14 protein-coding genes and 1 pseudogene are annotated in these 14,782 nt (G+C 47.7%); 9 read left to right on the forward strand and 6 right to left on the reverse strand.

The window, feature by feature from the left end:
- Window positions 1–205: 205 nt before the first annotated feature.
- Window positions 206–985, forward strand: a pseudogene (locus IC21_RS08510) (IS982 family transposase); the annotation flags it as partial.
- A gap of 176 nt (window positions 986–1,161) precedes the next feature.
- On the opposite strand, the gene IC21_RS08515 reads toward IC21_RS08510, so the two are convergent.
- Window positions 1,162–2,307 (reverse strand): IscS subfamily cysteine desulfurase, encoded by a 1,146-nt coding sequence (locus IC21_RS08515; protein ID WP_029142394.1) that lies wholly within the window; start codon window positions 2,305–2,307, stop codon window positions 1,162–1,164.
- Between the two features lie 83 nt (window positions 2,308–2,390).
- Here IC21_RS08515 and nadB point away from each other — a divergent pair, with 83 nt between their 5' ends.
- The 4 genes from nadB to IC21_RS08535 all read left to right on the forward strand — a co-directional run bounded on the left by nadB (window position 2,391) and on the right by IC21_RS08535 (window position 7,226).
- Window positions 2,391–3,983 (forward strand): L-aspartate oxidase, encoded by a 1,593-nt coding sequence (nadB, locus tag IC21_RS08520; RefSeq protein ID WP_029142393.1) that lies wholly within the window; start codon window positions 2,391–2,393, stop codon window positions 3,981–3,983.
- Complete coding sequence (gene nadC, locus IC21_RS08525; protein WP_029142392.1) at window positions 3,952–4,803, forward strand: carboxylating nicotinate-nucleotide diphosphorylase; 852 nt, start codon at window positions 3,952–3,954, stop codon at window positions 4,801–4,803. The genes nadB and nadC overlap by 32 nt, the downstream gene beginning before the upstream one ends.
- Window positions 4,800–5,897, forward strand: a complete 1,098-nt coding sequence (gene nadA, locus IC21_RS08530; RefSeq protein WP_029142391.1) for a quinolinate synthase NadA — start codon at window positions 4,800–4,802, stop codon at window positions 5,895–5,897. Before nadC ends, nadA begins: the two co-directional genes overlap by 4 nt.
- A 246-nt stretch (window positions 5,898–6,143) precedes the next feature.
- Entirely contained in the window at window positions 6,144–7,226 is a 1,083-nt protein-coding gene (locus IC21_RS08535) for an iron-containing alcohol dehydrogenase family protein (protein WP_029142390.1), read from the forward strand.
- A 203-nt stretch (window positions 7,227–7,429) separates the two neighbouring features.
- Here the strand turns inward: IC21_RS08535 and IC21_RS17000 are convergent, their stop codons facing one another.
- From IC21_RS17000 to IC21_RS08545, 3 genes are all read right to left on the reverse strand, one after another.
- The gene (locus tag IC21_RS17000; protein ID WP_013858399.1) at window positions 7,430–7,594 is read right to left on the reverse strand and encodes a hypothetical protein; all 165 of its coding nucleotides are present in this window, start codon (window positions 7,592–7,594) and stop codon (window positions 7,430–7,432) included.
- 127 nt (window positions 7,595–7,721) lie between these two features.
- On the reverse strand, window positions 7,722–8,696 hold the full coding sequence (locus tag IC21_RS08540) for an Rpn/YhgA-type helix-turn-helix domain-containing protein (RefSeq protein WP_029142396.1): 975 nt from the start codon (window positions 8,694–8,696) through the stop codon (window positions 7,722–7,724).
- Window positions 8,641–10,218, reverse strand: a complete 1,578-nt coding sequence (locus IC21_RS08545) for a YifB family Mg chelatase-like AAA ATPase (RefSeq protein ID WP_029142389.1) — start codon at window positions 10,216–10,218, stop codon at window positions 8,641–8,643. The genes IC21_RS08540 and IC21_RS08545 overlap by 56 nt, the downstream gene beginning before the upstream one ends.
- 151 nt (window positions 10,219–10,369) lie before the next feature.
- Between IC21_RS08545 and IC21_RS08550 the strand changes: the two genes are divergently transcribed.
- Window positions 10,370–10,891, forward strand: coding sequence for a carboxylesterase family protein (locus IC21_RS08550; RefSeq protein ID WP_029142388.1), 522 nt, complete (start codon window positions 10,370–10,372; stop codon window positions 10,889–10,891).
- Between the two features lie 29 nt (window positions 10,892–10,920).
- On the opposite strand, the gene IC21_RS08555 is transcribed toward IC21_RS08550, so the two are convergent.
- Both IC21_RS08555 and IC21_RS08560 read right to left on the reverse strand, forming a co-directional pair.
- Window positions 10,921–11,637 carry an MBL fold metallo-hydrolase gene (locus tag IC21_RS08555; protein ID WP_029142387.1) on the reverse strand — a complete coding sequence of 239 codons (717 nt, stop codon included), beginning with the start codon at window positions 11,635–11,637 and terminating at the stop codon, window positions 10,921–10,923.
- 623 nt (window positions 11,638–12,260) lie between these two features.
- Window positions 12,261–13,076, reverse strand: a complete 816-nt coding sequence (locus IC21_RS08560; RefSeq protein WP_029142386.1) for an SGNH/GDSL hydrolase family protein — start codon at window positions 13,074–13,076, stop codon at window positions 12,261–12,263.
- Window positions 13,077–13,379: 303 nt separating this feature from the next.
- Between IC21_RS08560 and IC21_RS08565 the strand changes: the two genes are divergently transcribed.
- The 3 genes from IC21_RS08565 (at window position 13,380) to IC21_RS08575 (ending at window position 14,648) form a co-directional block, all read left to right on the forward strand.
- Entirely contained in the window at window positions 13,380–13,952 is a 573-nt protein-coding gene (locus IC21_RS08565) for a cupin domain-containing protein (RefSeq protein ID WP_013858391.1), read from the forward strand.
- A 149-nt stretch (window positions 13,953–14,101) separates the two neighbouring features.
- Entirely contained in the window at window positions 14,102–14,395 is a 294-nt protein-coding gene (locus tag IC21_RS08570; protein WP_013858390.1) for a hypothetical protein, read from the forward strand.
- Complete coding sequence (locus tag IC21_RS08575; protein WP_029142385.1) at window positions 14,382–14,648, forward strand: hypothetical protein; 267 nt, start codon at window positions 14,382–14,384, stop codon at window positions 14,646–14,648. The genes IC21_RS08570 and IC21_RS08575 overlap by 14 nt, the downstream gene beginning before the upstream one ends.
- Window positions 14,649–14,782 lie beyond the last annotated feature (134 nt).

The raw sequence follows: 14,782 nt of genomic DNA on the forward strand, positions 1-14,782 counted from the left end.
AATGAATTTAATTTGTCTGATATACCAATTATACTAAATTTTATGCGATTTGTTTGCCTTTAAGCGGAAATTTCGTCACGGATTCAGGTAAATATATAAGTTGAAACTTTGTTTTACATCCAGTAGAGCGCCCACCGCATTCTATCAAAATGACTTGTTATGAGGAAAACAGAATCGAACAATCGGAAAATCTTTATTGAAACTTATATATCTTCAACGTCGCAATCGTCATTTGGTGAAACAAGAAGACGCAGTGATCATTGCCATTCATCTTTTGGGAAAGCTGCTTGGCTTCTCTTCCGAACGTGCATGGCATCGCTTTGTGACTGGGAACTTGTTTACGGATGGACATTTTCTCGAACGTTCTCGATACAATCGCCGTTGTCGAGCGCTGCGCTTTGCGATCAAATGGATTCGCCATGAGCTAGCCAAACGTGGACAACACCACGCCTATGCGGTAGTAGATAGCGTGCCACTCGAATTGTGCCATACCGCAAGAATGTACCGAGTCAAACGATTTCAAGGAATCGCGGACATCGGGCTCTGTGCATCGAAAAAGCAGTGGTACTATGGATTTAAGCTCCATCTTCAGGTGACCAACCAAGGACTGCCCATGGGATACGTGGTAACGGAGGCGTCCTGTCACGATCGAACTGCAGCTGAAACCGTCATGACTCAAATTCCTCACCTCTATAACTTGGGTGACAAAGGATTCATCAGTAGCGAATTGCAAAAAAAGTTGTATGAAGAGTACCAAATCGCTTTTTGGACTCCATCTCGCAAAAACCAGAAACACCGCCCATCGGAATCATGGGAGAAATGGCTCAAACAAAAACGTAAAGTGATAGAGACGGTGTTCTCCGTCCTCGTTTACCAGTATCGTATGACAGACATTCGTGCGAATTCGATTGCGGGATTTGAAGTAGCACTAGATGGCATCTTGTTGGCATATTCACTTGTCACACTTGGGCTAGTTGAGCGCTAGCGCTCAACTAGCACCACGAGTTTTCTAAATTATAATAACAATCTATTGATTTTGTCAATCATTTTCATTGCAATTTTATATATTTTTCTTAGCTGTTTCATCCTCTTTCCGTCTTGCCAACTGCTTGAAACACAAGCCACTCCCTAATCCATCTTTATATATAATCCCCGCCGGATTCAACGGGCAAACAGGTCTTGCATAGCGGTTCCGGCACTGTGCGCAGCCGCAATCTTTTTTAATGTTTCTCCGAGTGACAGGATCTCCTCTTTTGTTGTATGGCGCCCAAAGGAAATTCTGAAAAACTGATCCATTGCTTCCTCCGCGTATCCCATTGCTTCAACTGCTTTGCTCCCGCCTTCATGATGTTCCTGGCAGGCGCTCCCGGTTGAGATCGCAAATCCCGCTTTGTTGCACTCCAATAAAACAAGCTGCCCTTGAACCCCTGGAATCATACCGCCGACGATGGAAGGAAGCTGCATCGCCCGTTCCCCCTCTATAAAAACAACCGTCCCACCGGATGCCTTTTTTAACGCGGTCCGGTACTCCCAGTCCCGCTCACTTTCTATCAAAATCTCCTCGGCAGCCGCAGCAAATCCGGCAATGCCAGGCACATTCACTGTCCCGCCGCGGAACCCCTTTTCATGGGAAAGGTACGGAAAAACGGGGGCGATGACGCAAGAGGGGTGAATGTATACTGCCCCGACCCCTTTTGGCCCGTGGATTTTGTGTGAAGAGAGGGTAATGCTGTCGACATAAGGGATCATGCGTGCTACATCTGCTTTGCCAAATGACTGCACACAATCGGAATGAAACAGGATCCCCCGCCTTCTTACCATCAGGGAAATTTCCTCAATGGGCTGGATGGTGCCGATTTCCTGGTTAATATGCTGAACCGAAACAAGCACCGTGTCCGGCCGGATCGCTGCTTCAAGCTTCTTTAAATCCACCGTCCCTTTTTCCGTAAACGGGAGCCTTGTCACTTCAAATCCCAGCCTTTCCAAAAATCCGAGCGCTGAATGGACGGACGCATGCTCCGCCATCGACGAAATGATATGTTTTCCCCTTCCGGAAGCTCCCATTGCAAGCGAAACAATCGCCAATAAATTCCCCTCCGTGCCGCCTGAAGTAAAATACAGCCCTTCAGCCGGTACGCCGAGATAACCACTGATCAAGCCCCGCGATTTTTCAAGCACCGCCCGCGCATCCGTCCCGATGTCATGCAGGCTTTCACTGTTTCCGTAAAAAGATTCGGCTGCTTCCATAAATGTCTCCCGTGCCCGTTCGCTCATTTTTGTCGTTGCCGCATAATCAAAATAAAACATGGCTGGCCTCCTAAAAAGTACTTGTATTCAGTTTAATTTTGTGCAAAGATATGTGTCAAGACAGATGTAAAGTAGGGAGACGGATGAAAGAAAAAATATGTATCTTGGGAAGCGGGATTGCCGCTCTGCAATTAGCCGTGCACCTGGACAGCCGCTACGATGTGACGATCATTACAAAGTCGCAAACAAAGACGAGCAATTCCTACAAAGCACAAGGCGGGATCGCAGCCGTCCTCTCGCCGGAAGACCGTTTTGAATTCCATGTGAAAGACACAATCCGGGCGGGTTGCCGGCACCATAATGAAAAAGAAGTGGAAAAATTGGTAAAAGAGGGTGCGGCCGTAGCAGAAGAACTCGTAAAAAGCGGGCTTCCCGCAGACAGGCGGCCGGACGGCGGGCTTGATTTAGGGCTTGAAGGCGCACATACAGTGCACCGTATTCTCCACTGCGGCGGCGATGCAACCGGAAAATTTGTCATTCAGCATCTTCTCGGGCAACTTGGAAAAAGCGTCCGGATTATCGAACATGAGCTGGCGTTTGAACTCATGGTATCCGCAGAAACAGGACGCGTAACCGGTGTAAAAACAAAAACGGCCGACGGCAACATCCGCCACTATTTTTCCGATCATACCGTGATCGCAACCGGCGGGCTTGGGAGCTTGTATCCTTTCACCTCCAACCACCCGGAAATCATCGGCGACGGGATTGCAATGGCATACTGGGCCGGCGCGGAACTTGCAGATATGGAGTTCGTCCAGTTCCACCCGACATTATTGTATGCGGAAGGCCGCGCGAAAGGCCTTGTGTCCGAAGCCGTCCGCGGAGAGGGTGCAGTGCTTGTGGATGAAAACGGATCGCCTGTCATGGCGGGCGTCCACCCGTTAAAAGACCTGGCTCCCAGGCATGTGGTCGCCCACCAAATCCATCAGACGATTCATAGCGGAAAGAAAGTTTTTCTGGACATCCGTAAAATCAAAAACTTTGAAAAAAGGTTCCCGACCATTTCCCGGATTTGCCGGGAAAGCGGCATTGATATCCATTCCGGCCTGTTGCCTATTGTCCCGGGCAGCCATTTCTTTATGGGCGGCATCGTAGTAGATACATACGGGAGAACAACGGTAAACGGGCTGTATGCAATCGGGGAAGCAGCAGCAAGCGGCGTGCACGGTGCAAACCGGCTCGCCAGCAATTCGCTTTTGGAAGGGCTCGTATTCGGCAAACGGCTCGCAGCATTTTTAAATGCATTGGAACCTGAAGCAGCGGGCGGCGAAACAGCGGAAATCGACCGCCCTCCTTTAAATCCGGAAATCGCCCGCCGGCTGGACACCGTGACATTGAAGAAAAAAATGATGGAGAATGCCGGCGTGATCCGCTCAGAAACCGGGTTGCGGCATCTTTTGCAGTGGCTGCAAGCTCGTGGGGCTGATACGTTTTCCGCTTTTTCACTCGGCCATCTTGCAAAGGAAGAAATGGAAAAAGTCTTTATGTTTACCAACAGCTTGCTCATCACACAATCGGCGCTTTGCCGGAAAGAATCGCGCGGCGCCCATATCCGCGCCGATTACCCGGATGAAAGCAGCGGCTGGCAGGGTGTCCATCTCATTCATGCAAAAAACAAAGGCTTAATCACACGGAGGGGACTTTATGAACAAGCTCCAACTTCAATCCATGCTTAAACATTTTTTCATGGAAGACATTGGGGAAGGCGATATCAATACGGAATATATTTTTTCGCCGGATCAGCCGGGCAAATTAACGTTTATTGCAAAACAAAACGGGATTTTCTGTGGAAAGGATGTGATAGAAGAAGGTTTCCGCATTCTGGACGGTACGGTGAGACCGCGTATTTTTCCCAAGGATGGCGCCCGGATTGAAAAAGGGGCAGCTATTGCGGAAATTCGCGGCCCCATTGTAAGCCTCCTTTCCGGAGAGCGGGTAATCCTGAATCTCATCCAGCGCATGTCGGGCATTGCAACAACCACAAACGCAGCAGTCCGCGAGACGGAAGGCACCCACGCAAAGATTTGCGATACAAGAAAGACAACCCCCGGCCTCCGGATGCTTGAAAAATACGCCGTCAAAGCAGGCGGCGGATTCAACCACCGGCGCGGGCTGTACGACTGTGTCATGCTGAAAGACAACCATATCGCATTTGCCGGCAGCATCACAAAAGCGGTGGAAACAGTGAAAGCATCCATCGGGCATACCGTAAAAATTGAAGTCGAAATTGAAACAAAGGACCATCTGCTTGAGGCTGTCCGTGCCGGTGCCGACATCATCATGTTTGACAACCGCACACCGGAAGAAATCTGCGAATGGCTGCCGCTCGTGCCGCCCCATATTGCGACGGAAGCATCAGGCGGCATCACAATGGAAAATATCCGGAGCTATGCTGAAACCGGCGTCGATTGGATCTCGCTCGGATTTTTGACCCATTCCTATCAAATACTTGATATCAGTGCAATCGTGGAAAATACGAAGGAGGTTGCTTTATGAGCCTGCTGAAAACGTTACAACTTACGGCTTTGCCGGAAAAATATCAGTCCCTTGCGCAAGAAGAAATGGAAAACCGGGTTTGGAACATCAAAAAAGAAATGGGCGCGAAACTTTTCCTCCCGTGCCACCACTACCAGCGTGAAGAAGTATACCAGTTTGCTGATGCAGCCGGTGATTCGCTGCAGCTCGCGCAAATTTCGGCAAAAAACCGCAATGCCAAATATATTGTGTTTTGCGGTGTACATTTTATGGCAGAAACGGCGGATATTTTAACATCAGCGGAACAAACTGTCATTCTCCCCGACATGCGCGCAGGCTGCTCGATGGCAGACATGGCCGACATCCACCAGACGGAACGGGCATGGGATATGTTGCAATCTTTGTTCGGGGATACGATGCTGCCCCTTACCTATGTCAACTCCACAGCAGCGATAAAAGCATTTGTCGGGCGCAACGGCGGGGCAACCGTTACCTCTTCAAATGCGAAAAAAATGGTCAAGAGGGCCTTCACCCAGAAAGAACGGGTTTTCTTTTTACCAGACCAGCATCTCGGCCGAAACACTGCATTTGATTTAGGCGTGGAACTCGCAGATATGGCAGTCTGGGACCCGATCCGGAACGAACTTATCTACGAAGGCGCGCTGGAAAATGTGAAAGTCATTTTATGGAAAGGGCACTGCTCCGTGCACGAGCACTTTACCATCAAAAATATCGAATTCGTGCGCGCGAAATATCCGGATATGCAAATCATTGTCCATCCGGAATGTGCGCATGAAGTGGTTGCCCTGTCAGATTTCAGCGGCTCCACAAAATACATCATTGATACGATTGAAAACGCGCCGGCCGGGAGCGCCTGGGCAATTGGCACTGAAATGAACCTGGTGCAGCGCCTGATCAAAAATCATCCGGATAAAAAGATTATTTCGTTAAATCCGGTCATGTGCCCGTGCCTGACCATGAACCGGATCGACCTGCCGCATCTTTTATGGTCGCTGGAAAATATTGTCGAGGGCAAAGAAACAAACGTGATCAAAGTAGAGGAAAACACAGCGCGGGATGCGGTGTTGGCGTTAGAGCGGATGTTAAAACTTTAATGATTCCCGGTTTCAAATTGGCACGTGCTTGGACTCAGGGGCCCCGGTTACTGCGGGAACCCCTTTTTGTCTTTTTGGCAGATTCCTGAGTCTGTTTGCTTTAAAACCACACTTTTCTTTTGCAACTCCCGGTAATCGAACCATTGATATATTAATAGCTGAATGATGAAAAAATTATTGAAATAAAACCTATTTAGGCGTAAGCTGGACATACATCAAATTTTTATATCACGGAGGTCCTGTAAGATGCGTCTAAGCCAAGTCATAAGAAGCGGTCCAAACCAATACATATGTGAAGAAGATGCAGCCAAATATTTGGAAGAGAAGCTGGAAGAATTCAAATATCCGGTTGTCATTACCGGGGTAAAATCATTCAAAGCATTTCAAAAATTTGCGTCAATACCGCAAAACTGGCCGGTACTCCGGTACGATCATACTGCAAGTGAGAAAAACATGGCAAAACTGGCGGAACAGGCAGGCCGTGCAGATGTCATCGTCGGGATTGGCGGCGGCAAAGTGCTCGATACGGCAAAGGGAACAGCAGAACTGCTCAACTGTGAAGTCGTGCTCGTTCCAACGCTAGCCGGAACGTGTGCCGGTTATACGCCTTTATCCGCTGTTTATCATGAAGACGGCTCATTCAGTCATGTCGCTTATTACAAACGTTCCGCCTTTTTAACCCTGATCGATTTGCGTATTCTCCTGAACGCACCGGCCGAATATTTGCTGGGCGGAATTGGCGATTCTTTAGCCAAATGGTATGAAGCAGAAGGCATCACCCGTTCCATGAAACATTTGCCGGTGATGGTCGAACTCGGCCTCCGCTCCGCAAAAGCGATTTATGAAGGGATCTTGCGCGACAGTGAGCAGGCATTACACGACCGAAACGAAGGGAAGATAACCGACGCTTTCCGCAATATAGTTGAAATTATAATTGGCGCGGCCGGGACAGTCGGCGGCTTTGCCGGCGAATACGGAAGAATGGCTGGGGCCCACGCCATCCATAACGGGCTGACCTTACTGCCGGAAACGCATTCCATTCTGCACGGTTCCAAAGTGGCTTACGGCATCCTTGTCCAATTAGCGGCAACAGGCGATATCAATGAAGTGAAAAAACTGCTTCCGTTGTATCAAAAACTCGGTTTTCCTTATAATCTGGATACACTGCATGTGACGGAAAATCATGGCGCGGCCATTGAAAAAGTCGCAGCATATGCCGCAAAACCCGAAGAATCCTTTCGCCTGCTTGGCAGCTTTACGAAGGCGCAAATTGCAAAAGCAATGGAAACAATCGAACAGCTCACGGCTGAAAAGGCTGATATCAAATGATTGGCACGGGCGGCCCCGGAACAAGGCCGCCTTCCCCCTGCTTAAATGCAATCCGTTTGTTGCACCATTTTTTCAAAGTTTCCGCCTTTTCTGTTTGCATCACTTGCAATAGAAATGGCCGCCATAGCGGACTTTCATACGGGATCGCGATTTAAAATGCAGTTATGGAGGCAATTAGGCCTGCCAAAAAATTCGATGCCATATTAATCTTCACCCTTACTTGGATCTGCTTCATCCAGAGACAATCTGACCACTTTCGTATATTCACCTTTTGCTATTTCTTCCGGCGTTGCTTTTTGGTCGAGCTCTTCCTGGTCGTCAAGGCCAGTCGCAAGTGTCGGCTCAACACGTCCGTTCTCTTTTTCCACTCTCTCCACATCCTTATTGAAGTGATGCGGCTAGTTTTCCACGGATGCTCACAATTTATGCGATTGCAGCCGATTGCTCGGTTCTATTTTAAAATTTTGAATTTCTTCTTCCGGCAACCCAGTGTATTTATTGATCACACCTAAGTCTGGTTGCTCCGCTCTGTTTCAGCTTTTTCAATTCTTCCTCTGCCAGCCCGGTGTATTTTGCGATTGATGCCAGATCCTGGTTCTCTTCCAGCATTCTTTTGGCAATCCTTAATGCCGCTCTCCTTTCCCCTTCTTTCAACCCCTCTTTCAATCCTTCTTCCTTTCCTTCTTCTTTTCCTTCTTCTTTTCCTTCTTCCTTCCCTTTTTTGTACCCTTTGTCGTAAAAGGAATTTGGCAGGCGCAGGATTTGGTCGGCTTCTTGCGGATCCAGATTTTTAATGCTTGACATCACAAGTTCATCCTCCTTATCCGTTAATTTAAAATAAGAATCAAAAAATCCATAGATGAGTGCCATTCTTGCCGGGTCGAGTTCCATGCGGGCCATCATTCTTAAGAACTCTACTTTTACCTGTACTTTTTCTTTTTTTGTATACCCCATTTTGCTGAGCAGTGCAGCCGCAACGGGATTGTTGCTTCGAATATATTCTTTCCAGTTTTTCCTGATTAAGTGTATGGACATATAACGAAAACGGATGGACTCAAAGTTGCGGATTCTTACGGTGAAAAGAGAAGGAGTTTCCCTGCGTTTATTATAACTGAAAACAGCAATTGGCAAAACCGGCAAGCGATATTTTTCATAAATGCGGGAATAGTAAATAAACATCCGTTCCGGAAATTCCATTTGATAATAAGACTGCGGTTCCACATGGATGAGGACAACCGTGTCTTCCCCTTTTAATTTCAATTTTGCCAAAATATCAATTCTGCGTTGTTCACCAGCTGTGATGTCTGTAAACAGATCCTGCTGGAGGAATTCCACATCAGAAAAGTCCATCCACCGCGCTACTTCCGGGAAAAAGGCTTCCATGAAATCTGCAAAAAAAGTTTGGATAAGTTCTTTAAACAAGCGGTCGTGCGGCAAATACTCCGCTTTTTCTTCCATCATAAGTTGCATATGCATCCACCTTTCTTTTTCCAAAAAGATGATTTCTTTTCATTTGCAATGCCTGCCAGAGCGCGTCTTCTGACAGCTCCCGGCTGCCTTGCAAATCTGAAATCGTCCTTGCCAGCCTGAGAATTTTCATTTGTGCCCGGCTGCTGAAGTTTTCCTTGCTTGCCCACTGCCTCAGCATTAAACTGCTGCTGTTTGCGAGCGGATTTTTTTGTAGAAAAATTTCGTTTGGCACTGTACCGTTACAAACTTCCGCCCCGTACCTTTCGTACTGCCTTTTCCTTGCTTCCGTGACGCGGGTTCGGATCTGTTCTGAAGTTTCGTTTATTTTCCCGGACTCTTCCAGTAACGGTACTGTCTCGACTGGCAAAAATATGTCAAAGCGGTCTAACAGCGGTCCGGAAATCCGGTTTTGATAAGCTTGAATTTGTTTTGGCGTGCATGTGCAATACGCATGGGGCGACCCGAGATAACCGCATGGGCACAAGTTCATGGCCGCAAGCATAATAAACCGGGCAGGGTAAGTCACCGTGGAAGCGGCTCTGCTAATGGTTACTTTCCCATTTTCAAGCGGCTGCCTGAGCATATCAAGCGTTCTTTTTGGAAACTCGGCCATTTCATCGAGAAACAGCACCCCGTGATGGGCTAATGAAATTTCACCCGGATGCGGCCGGGAACCCCCACCGACGAGTGAAACTGCAGATGAAGCGTGATGCGGCGCGCGAAACGGCGGTTTCCGGTGAAATCCCCTTTTCACGTTTGCAAGCTGATAGAGTCCCGCCACTTCAAAAGAAGACGTTTCCGAAAGCGGCGGCAAAATCGAAGGAAAAGCCTCAGCCAGCATACTTTTTCCGCTTCCGGGCGGGCCGTACATTAAAACATTGTGGCTTCCGGCGGCGGCAATCTCCAGTACTTTTTTCGCATGCCGGTGCCCAAGAATCATGCTGAAATCTGCTTCGAACGAATACTCATCTGGTTGCAGCTGCCTCTTTTTCCGGACAGGCGGCAGCTTCTTTCCGGACAATGAATCGAGTACGTCCTTTAAATGCTGGACAAATATAATATCCATCCCGTCCATTTGTGAAAAGGGAAGTTCCGCAGAGGCTGGCAAATACAATCTTTTCATGCCTAATCCCCTTGCTGCCATCACATACGGAAGCATCCCAGCCACTGCCTGAACAGACCCGTCCAGTGAGAGCGCGCCCAAAAAGGCAGTATGATCAGGAATTCTGGCATGAAAAAAGTGGTTTTCTGCCATCAGCCCGATTGCAATGGGCAGATCAAGTGCAGGACTGTTTTTCCGCTCGTCTGCCGGGGAAAGATTGACAATCGTTTTGCTTTGGAACAGCATACATCCAATCGATGAACATGCACCCCGTATTCGTTCCTTAGATTCTTTCACCGAAGCATCCGGCAACCCGACAATGGTGATCCCGGACCCGCACCCCAACATCATCTGCACTTCGGCATGAACACAATATCCTTCTATTCCCTTTAGGCCAATGCTGCTTATGATGGTTGCCATATTTTCGCACCCCTTCACCCGAACTTACATTCTATAAACAGAATAAAAGATCGTACGTTCGTTGTCAATCTATTTTTCAAAAAAAACTGAAAGGAAATTTGCACATTCCCGTCGAATACTTTAGAAATCCATTCCGGAAAGGAGAATAAAAATGAAGACAGCAATTGTTGAAACCGTTTTCGAAAAGTCCCAGGGATACGAGGAAAAAGGTGTGCAAATCTGGAAAGGGATTCCCTATGCAAAACCGCCAATCGGACCTTTGCGTTTCCGCCCGCCGGAACTGCCCGAACCCTGGGCAGGCGTAAAAGATTGCACGCAGTTCGGGCCAATTGCATGGCAGCCACCGGTTGAATTGATGGATTTTCTCGGGAATCCGGCTGAAAATATGGACGAAGACTGCCTGAATCATAATATTTGGACGCCTGGAGCAGACGGGGAGAGGCAGGATGACAAGGCCGCCCGGAACATGAGCGGCAACAAAACCCATTTTATATCACACACCGGCGATACGGCCTGCACCAGAAAAGGAAGGCTGCGGGGCAAGGTCGGCCGCTATATGACTCAAAAACGACAAAAAACGGCCCACACCAGAAAAGGAAAAAACAGAAAGACAGGGACTTTTCTTCCCCATGTCCGGCATCTTTTCCCGCCATCGGTTTGGCTTATGAAATAAGAACGTGGCTTTTTTACCACGCTCTTATTTCATTCTGCAAGCTTGCGAATCTGTTCATTTACATTTTCATGGCACAGGCCGCCGTGGTAGCAGATGACGGATTCAATATCAAAATCAAGCAGCTTTTTCAATGAAGCCATTGCGGTTCCCATATCAGGCGTGACTTGCTGTCTGGGGCCATGCAGTTTGCCGTTGTCTGCAACCATCGCATCCGCAGCGATCAATGTTTTGCTCTTTTTAAGATACAGGCAGCAATGGCCAGGCGTATGCCCCGGTGTAAAAATCACCTCTATTCCGCCGCTAAAAGGCAGAACTTCTCCATCCCCGATCACTTTGTCCACTTTCGCTTTCGGCGGATTCAAATACATCTGTTTCATTTCTTCCGGCATCGATTCCCATCTTGCCGGATCGATCTTTTCCGGATCCGCTTTGATCAGAAGCCTCTCCCCTTCGATATATGGCTTGTCCAGCCCGTGTGCGTACACCGTAATGGAATGGCCAGACTCTACCAATATTTCCGGCACGCTGCCAATATGATCCATATCCTGGTGCGTCAGAATAACTGCGTCCAATTTTTCAAACGGCACGCCCGCCTTCTCCATTTCTGCACGGATCAAATCAAGCGAACCCGGCATGCCGGCATCTACCAAAACCGCTTTCTGTTCATCCCAGATCAAAGTGGGGTGAATGATAAAATGGTTCAGGTTGATTTCCAGCATCGCAACGCCCTTGGCAATTTTTTTCAATTGAATCCCTCCCATCTGCATTGTCTTTTCCATCTTATCACAAAAAACAGACAGCCCTATTCTGCTCCCTTTCGCTATTCCTTCCGAAGCTGGAGCTTATGGCACTGGTGCGCGCCATCGCTGCACCAATAAGAAAAAGGAGGACTCCTGGCACGAGAACGTTAAAAACATGGGTGGCCGTATTAGGCAGCACCGTACTAAATCCGTTTCTCGGTGAAGAACTCCCGGCCACGCCGGCAACGCCAACTTTATAAAACCACAATTGGAAACGGCATGTTAACCTTTTGCATCTCGATAGTTCTTGATAACGAATTACAATGGGCATTGCATCAACTGTCTCTCAAAATAAATGCAGCTGAAAGCGGCGCCATTTTTTCGTAATAACGAACAAAATACTTTCTTTTTCGCAACATTCCTTTGTTTTCCTTGCTTTTTAAAAATATATTGAGAACAAATTGTTTTATATTACGAACAATTCGTTTTTCACTGGGGTGATTTATCCGGAAACAGCAAAAAGCCCTGTCTTACAGAGATAGCCTTCTGAAAGACAGGGCGATATATTCACAATCCTTGAGCGCCTGCCAAAAGACCGGGGGTTGCCCTTCCGAAAAGCAGCCAGTATTTTACTTTAACAGCCCATACGCTTTTTTGTACACCGTATTTGCAATTTCTTTATGCCCTTTGTCATTGGCAAGCCAGCCATCGCTTTTGCCCGTGGCCGCTTTCTCTCCTTTCTGGCCGTGTGTATCGGAACGGTTCAGCCAGACAGATTCAATATTGGCAACAGGAACACCCTTTGCCTTCCCCACCTCTTCAATGGCGCGGTCATAAGTAAAAGACACCTGCCCGCTGTTCCAGGTGGTGAGCAAAATGATTTTTGTTTTCTTGCCGGTACTCTTTCTGATTTCATCCACAAAATGTTCGAGATCTTTCTTAAATTGGCCGGCAGAAACGTAAGTGTTTTTGGCATTCCGGTTCAGATCAAATGTACCGAACTCAATCGTCACAAGATCAGGATGATTGAAAATAATATGGGGAAGACTGTCTGCCCCATGTTCCTTCAGGCCGGCCCCGCTCTTGCCGTAGCCATTGATGGTCTTCACTTTATATCCAAGGCCTTGGTGAATGCGCGCAGCCAACAAAGCGGGATACGTTTTGCTTTTTTTCGTTGCAAAATCCCCTGCTGTCAGGCTGGAGCCGACCGGCAAATACACCAGTTCTTTCCCTTTATGTTTTTCGTAAATCTGTTTTGCCGCGCTTTCCTTTGCTGCCTTTGCCTCCAGGCTGCGCTTCTTTTCTTTTGCCAAGTCTTTTTTATATTGCTGCTGTGCTTTTTCAATCGTTTTTCCGGTGTTCGCCTGATAATACCAGTTACCGATTCCCAGCACACCAGCCGTAATGAAAAACAATAAAACTACGAGCCATCCTTTTTTTCCCAAACTGCCGTCCTCCTGAATGGTTTCTGAGACTATTATACAAGATTTGCCTGTAAGAGGGAAAAAGGATAGGATGTGGTTGGGTATCCAAAAAAACTTGCTTTGCCGTATCCCATTACACCATGGATGCCTTTATTAAAAAAGCCCGCGGATTTTTGGCAAAAAATGAAAGTTTCCGATAGTTAGGCGGGGGGAAAACAATAACAAGGGCGGAGCATACCAAAAAGAAAATTCTGCCTGTATCGTGCAGATGAACGAGAAGCCGGGAAATCATGAAACCTGATTAAAAGAGGAGGGGAAACAACCATGAAACGATTGCTTCCATTTATGTCAGCTTCAGATGGCAAAGATGCAGGGAGCACGGCAGCAAACGATAACGTTTCTGCATTTTATTTTGAGGAGAACGGCGGTATTCCGAATAATCCGTTTCTCCCTGTGCTCATTTACCACGGTGTTTTTAAAGGACGGACAGACGAAATTGAGAAAGTGTTTCAAAAAAATAATTGGGGAAACAACTGGGTATGGACCATTTTCCCTTACCATCATTTCCACAGCAATTCCCATGAAGTGATTGCGGTACGGAGCGGCCATGCCAAAGTGCAGCTTGGCGGCCCTCAAGGTAAAATTTTTACAATTTCTGAAGGTGATTGTGTGCTGTTGCCGGCCGGAACCGGGCATAAACGGATTGAGTCAGGAGGCGGGTTCGCGGTGACAGGGGGTTATCCGGGCGGGCAGGATTATGATACCCAAATGAGGGCAGATGAAACCTTGCGCGAAAATATCCGCAAAACCGGCATGCCGGAAACCGATCCCGTGTTTGGAAAAAACGGGCCGCTTTTTTCCTATTGGACCCCTGAACCGGGCGGCAAAGCAGGATGAGCGGCAGTTCGCGGGCAGAAAGGCCTCCAGGGCAGGCTGGTTCCAGCGCAAAAGATGAAATTTCTTTCTCGTTTGCATTCCATATTGCATAAAATGAAACCCAACTTGAAAGACTAGCCTTGTATTCTTTACAGAAATGGGTGTGAATTATGAAGGAAATTTTGGAACAAGTGAAGGAAAAGCTCGAAAACGCTTATAATCATCCCGATTCAGCAGATTTAGATGCCTGCATCCGGCAGCTTCAGGATGCCCGCCAGCAGTACGGGGACAAAGGGACGATGATTGAAGATGCCATTACGGCGATCGAACAGGCGAAGCATTCGATCCCGGAACACCGCCATGCAGGTACTGATTCGGCGGCAGGCGCATTCGGCCAGGCATACAACGCCCTTGAGCATGCCATTGAGTCTTTCTCTGGAACGGAAAATAATGATCCATTTTAAAAGGCAGATTTTTAAAAACAGCATCGTGCTCCATTCAAACCTTGGATTTTCCAAGGTTTTTCTGTTATTCCATCCATGTAGCGCGAACCGGGCAACGATTTTGGCCAAGGAAGCCAATACTCTCCAAATGATTTCCGCAATCGCGGTTTCAGCAACTTCTCCCATGCATCCCTTAAAAAAAGCCCAACCGCGCCTTCCCTGCTTTTTCAATTCCGGAACCTCCCATTTCCAAATCCTGCTGCTGCAAAAATAACCGCAATCAGAGTATAGATATATTACGAAACACAGCAAAAAAACTTCAAGGAGCATTCCTGTAATGAAGGAAATTTGAGGTTTGCACAAAAAAGAGCCCCCCTGGTATGATACGAGGTGTCCAGAGCTTCAAAA

This window comes from Heyndrickxia coagulans DSM 1 = ATCC 7050 (assembly GCF_000290615.1).
GTDB lineage: Bacteria > Bacillota > Bacilli > Bacillales > Bacillaceae_C > Weizmannia > Weizmannia coagulans.

Bases quoted from the DNA above. Each gene is read 5' to 3' on its own strand.
- IC21_RS08575 (WP_029142385.1), top strand. From the start codon at position 14,382: ATGATCCATTTTAAAAGGCAGATTTTTAAAAACAGCATCGTGCTCCAT.
- IC21_RS08570 (WP_013858390.1), top strand. From the start codon at position 14,102: ATGAAGGAAATTTTGGAACAAGTGAAGGAAAAGCTCGAAAACGCTTAT.
- nadC (WP_029142392.1), top strand. From the start codon at position 3,952: ATGAACAAGCTCCAACTTCAATCCATGCTTAAACATTTTTTCATGGAA.
- IC21_RS08515 (WP_029142394.1), bottom strand. From the start codon at position 2,307: ATGTTTTATTTTGATTATGCGGCAACGACAAAAATGAGCGAACGGGCA.
- IC21_RS08540 (WP_029142396.1), bottom strand. From the start codon at position 8,696: ATGCAACTTATGATGGAAGAAAAAGCGGAGTATTTGCCGCACGACCGC.
- IC21_RS08565 (WP_013858391.1), top strand. From the start codon at position 13,380: ATGAAACGATTGCTTCCATTTATGTCAGCTTCAGATGGCAAAGATGCA.
- nadA (WP_029142391.1), top strand. From the start codon at position 4,800: ATGAGCCTGCTGAAAACGTTACAACTTACGGCTTTGCCGGAAAAATAT.
- IC21_RS08550 (WP_029142388.1), top strand. From the start codon at position 10,370: ATGAAGACAGCAATTGTTGAAACCGTTTTCGAAAAGTCCCAGGGATAC.
- IC21_RS08535 (WP_029142390.1), top strand. From the start codon at position 6,144: ATGCGTCTAAGCCAAGTCATAAGAAGCGGTCCAAACCAATACATATGT.
- nadB (WP_029142393.1), top strand. From the start codon at position 2,391: ATGAAAGAAAAAATATGTATCTTGGGAAGCGGGATTGCCGCTCTGCAA.
- IC21_RS08545 (WP_029142389.1), bottom strand. From the start codon at position 10,218: ATGGCAACCATCATAAGCAGCATTGGCCTAAAGGGAATAGAAGGATAT.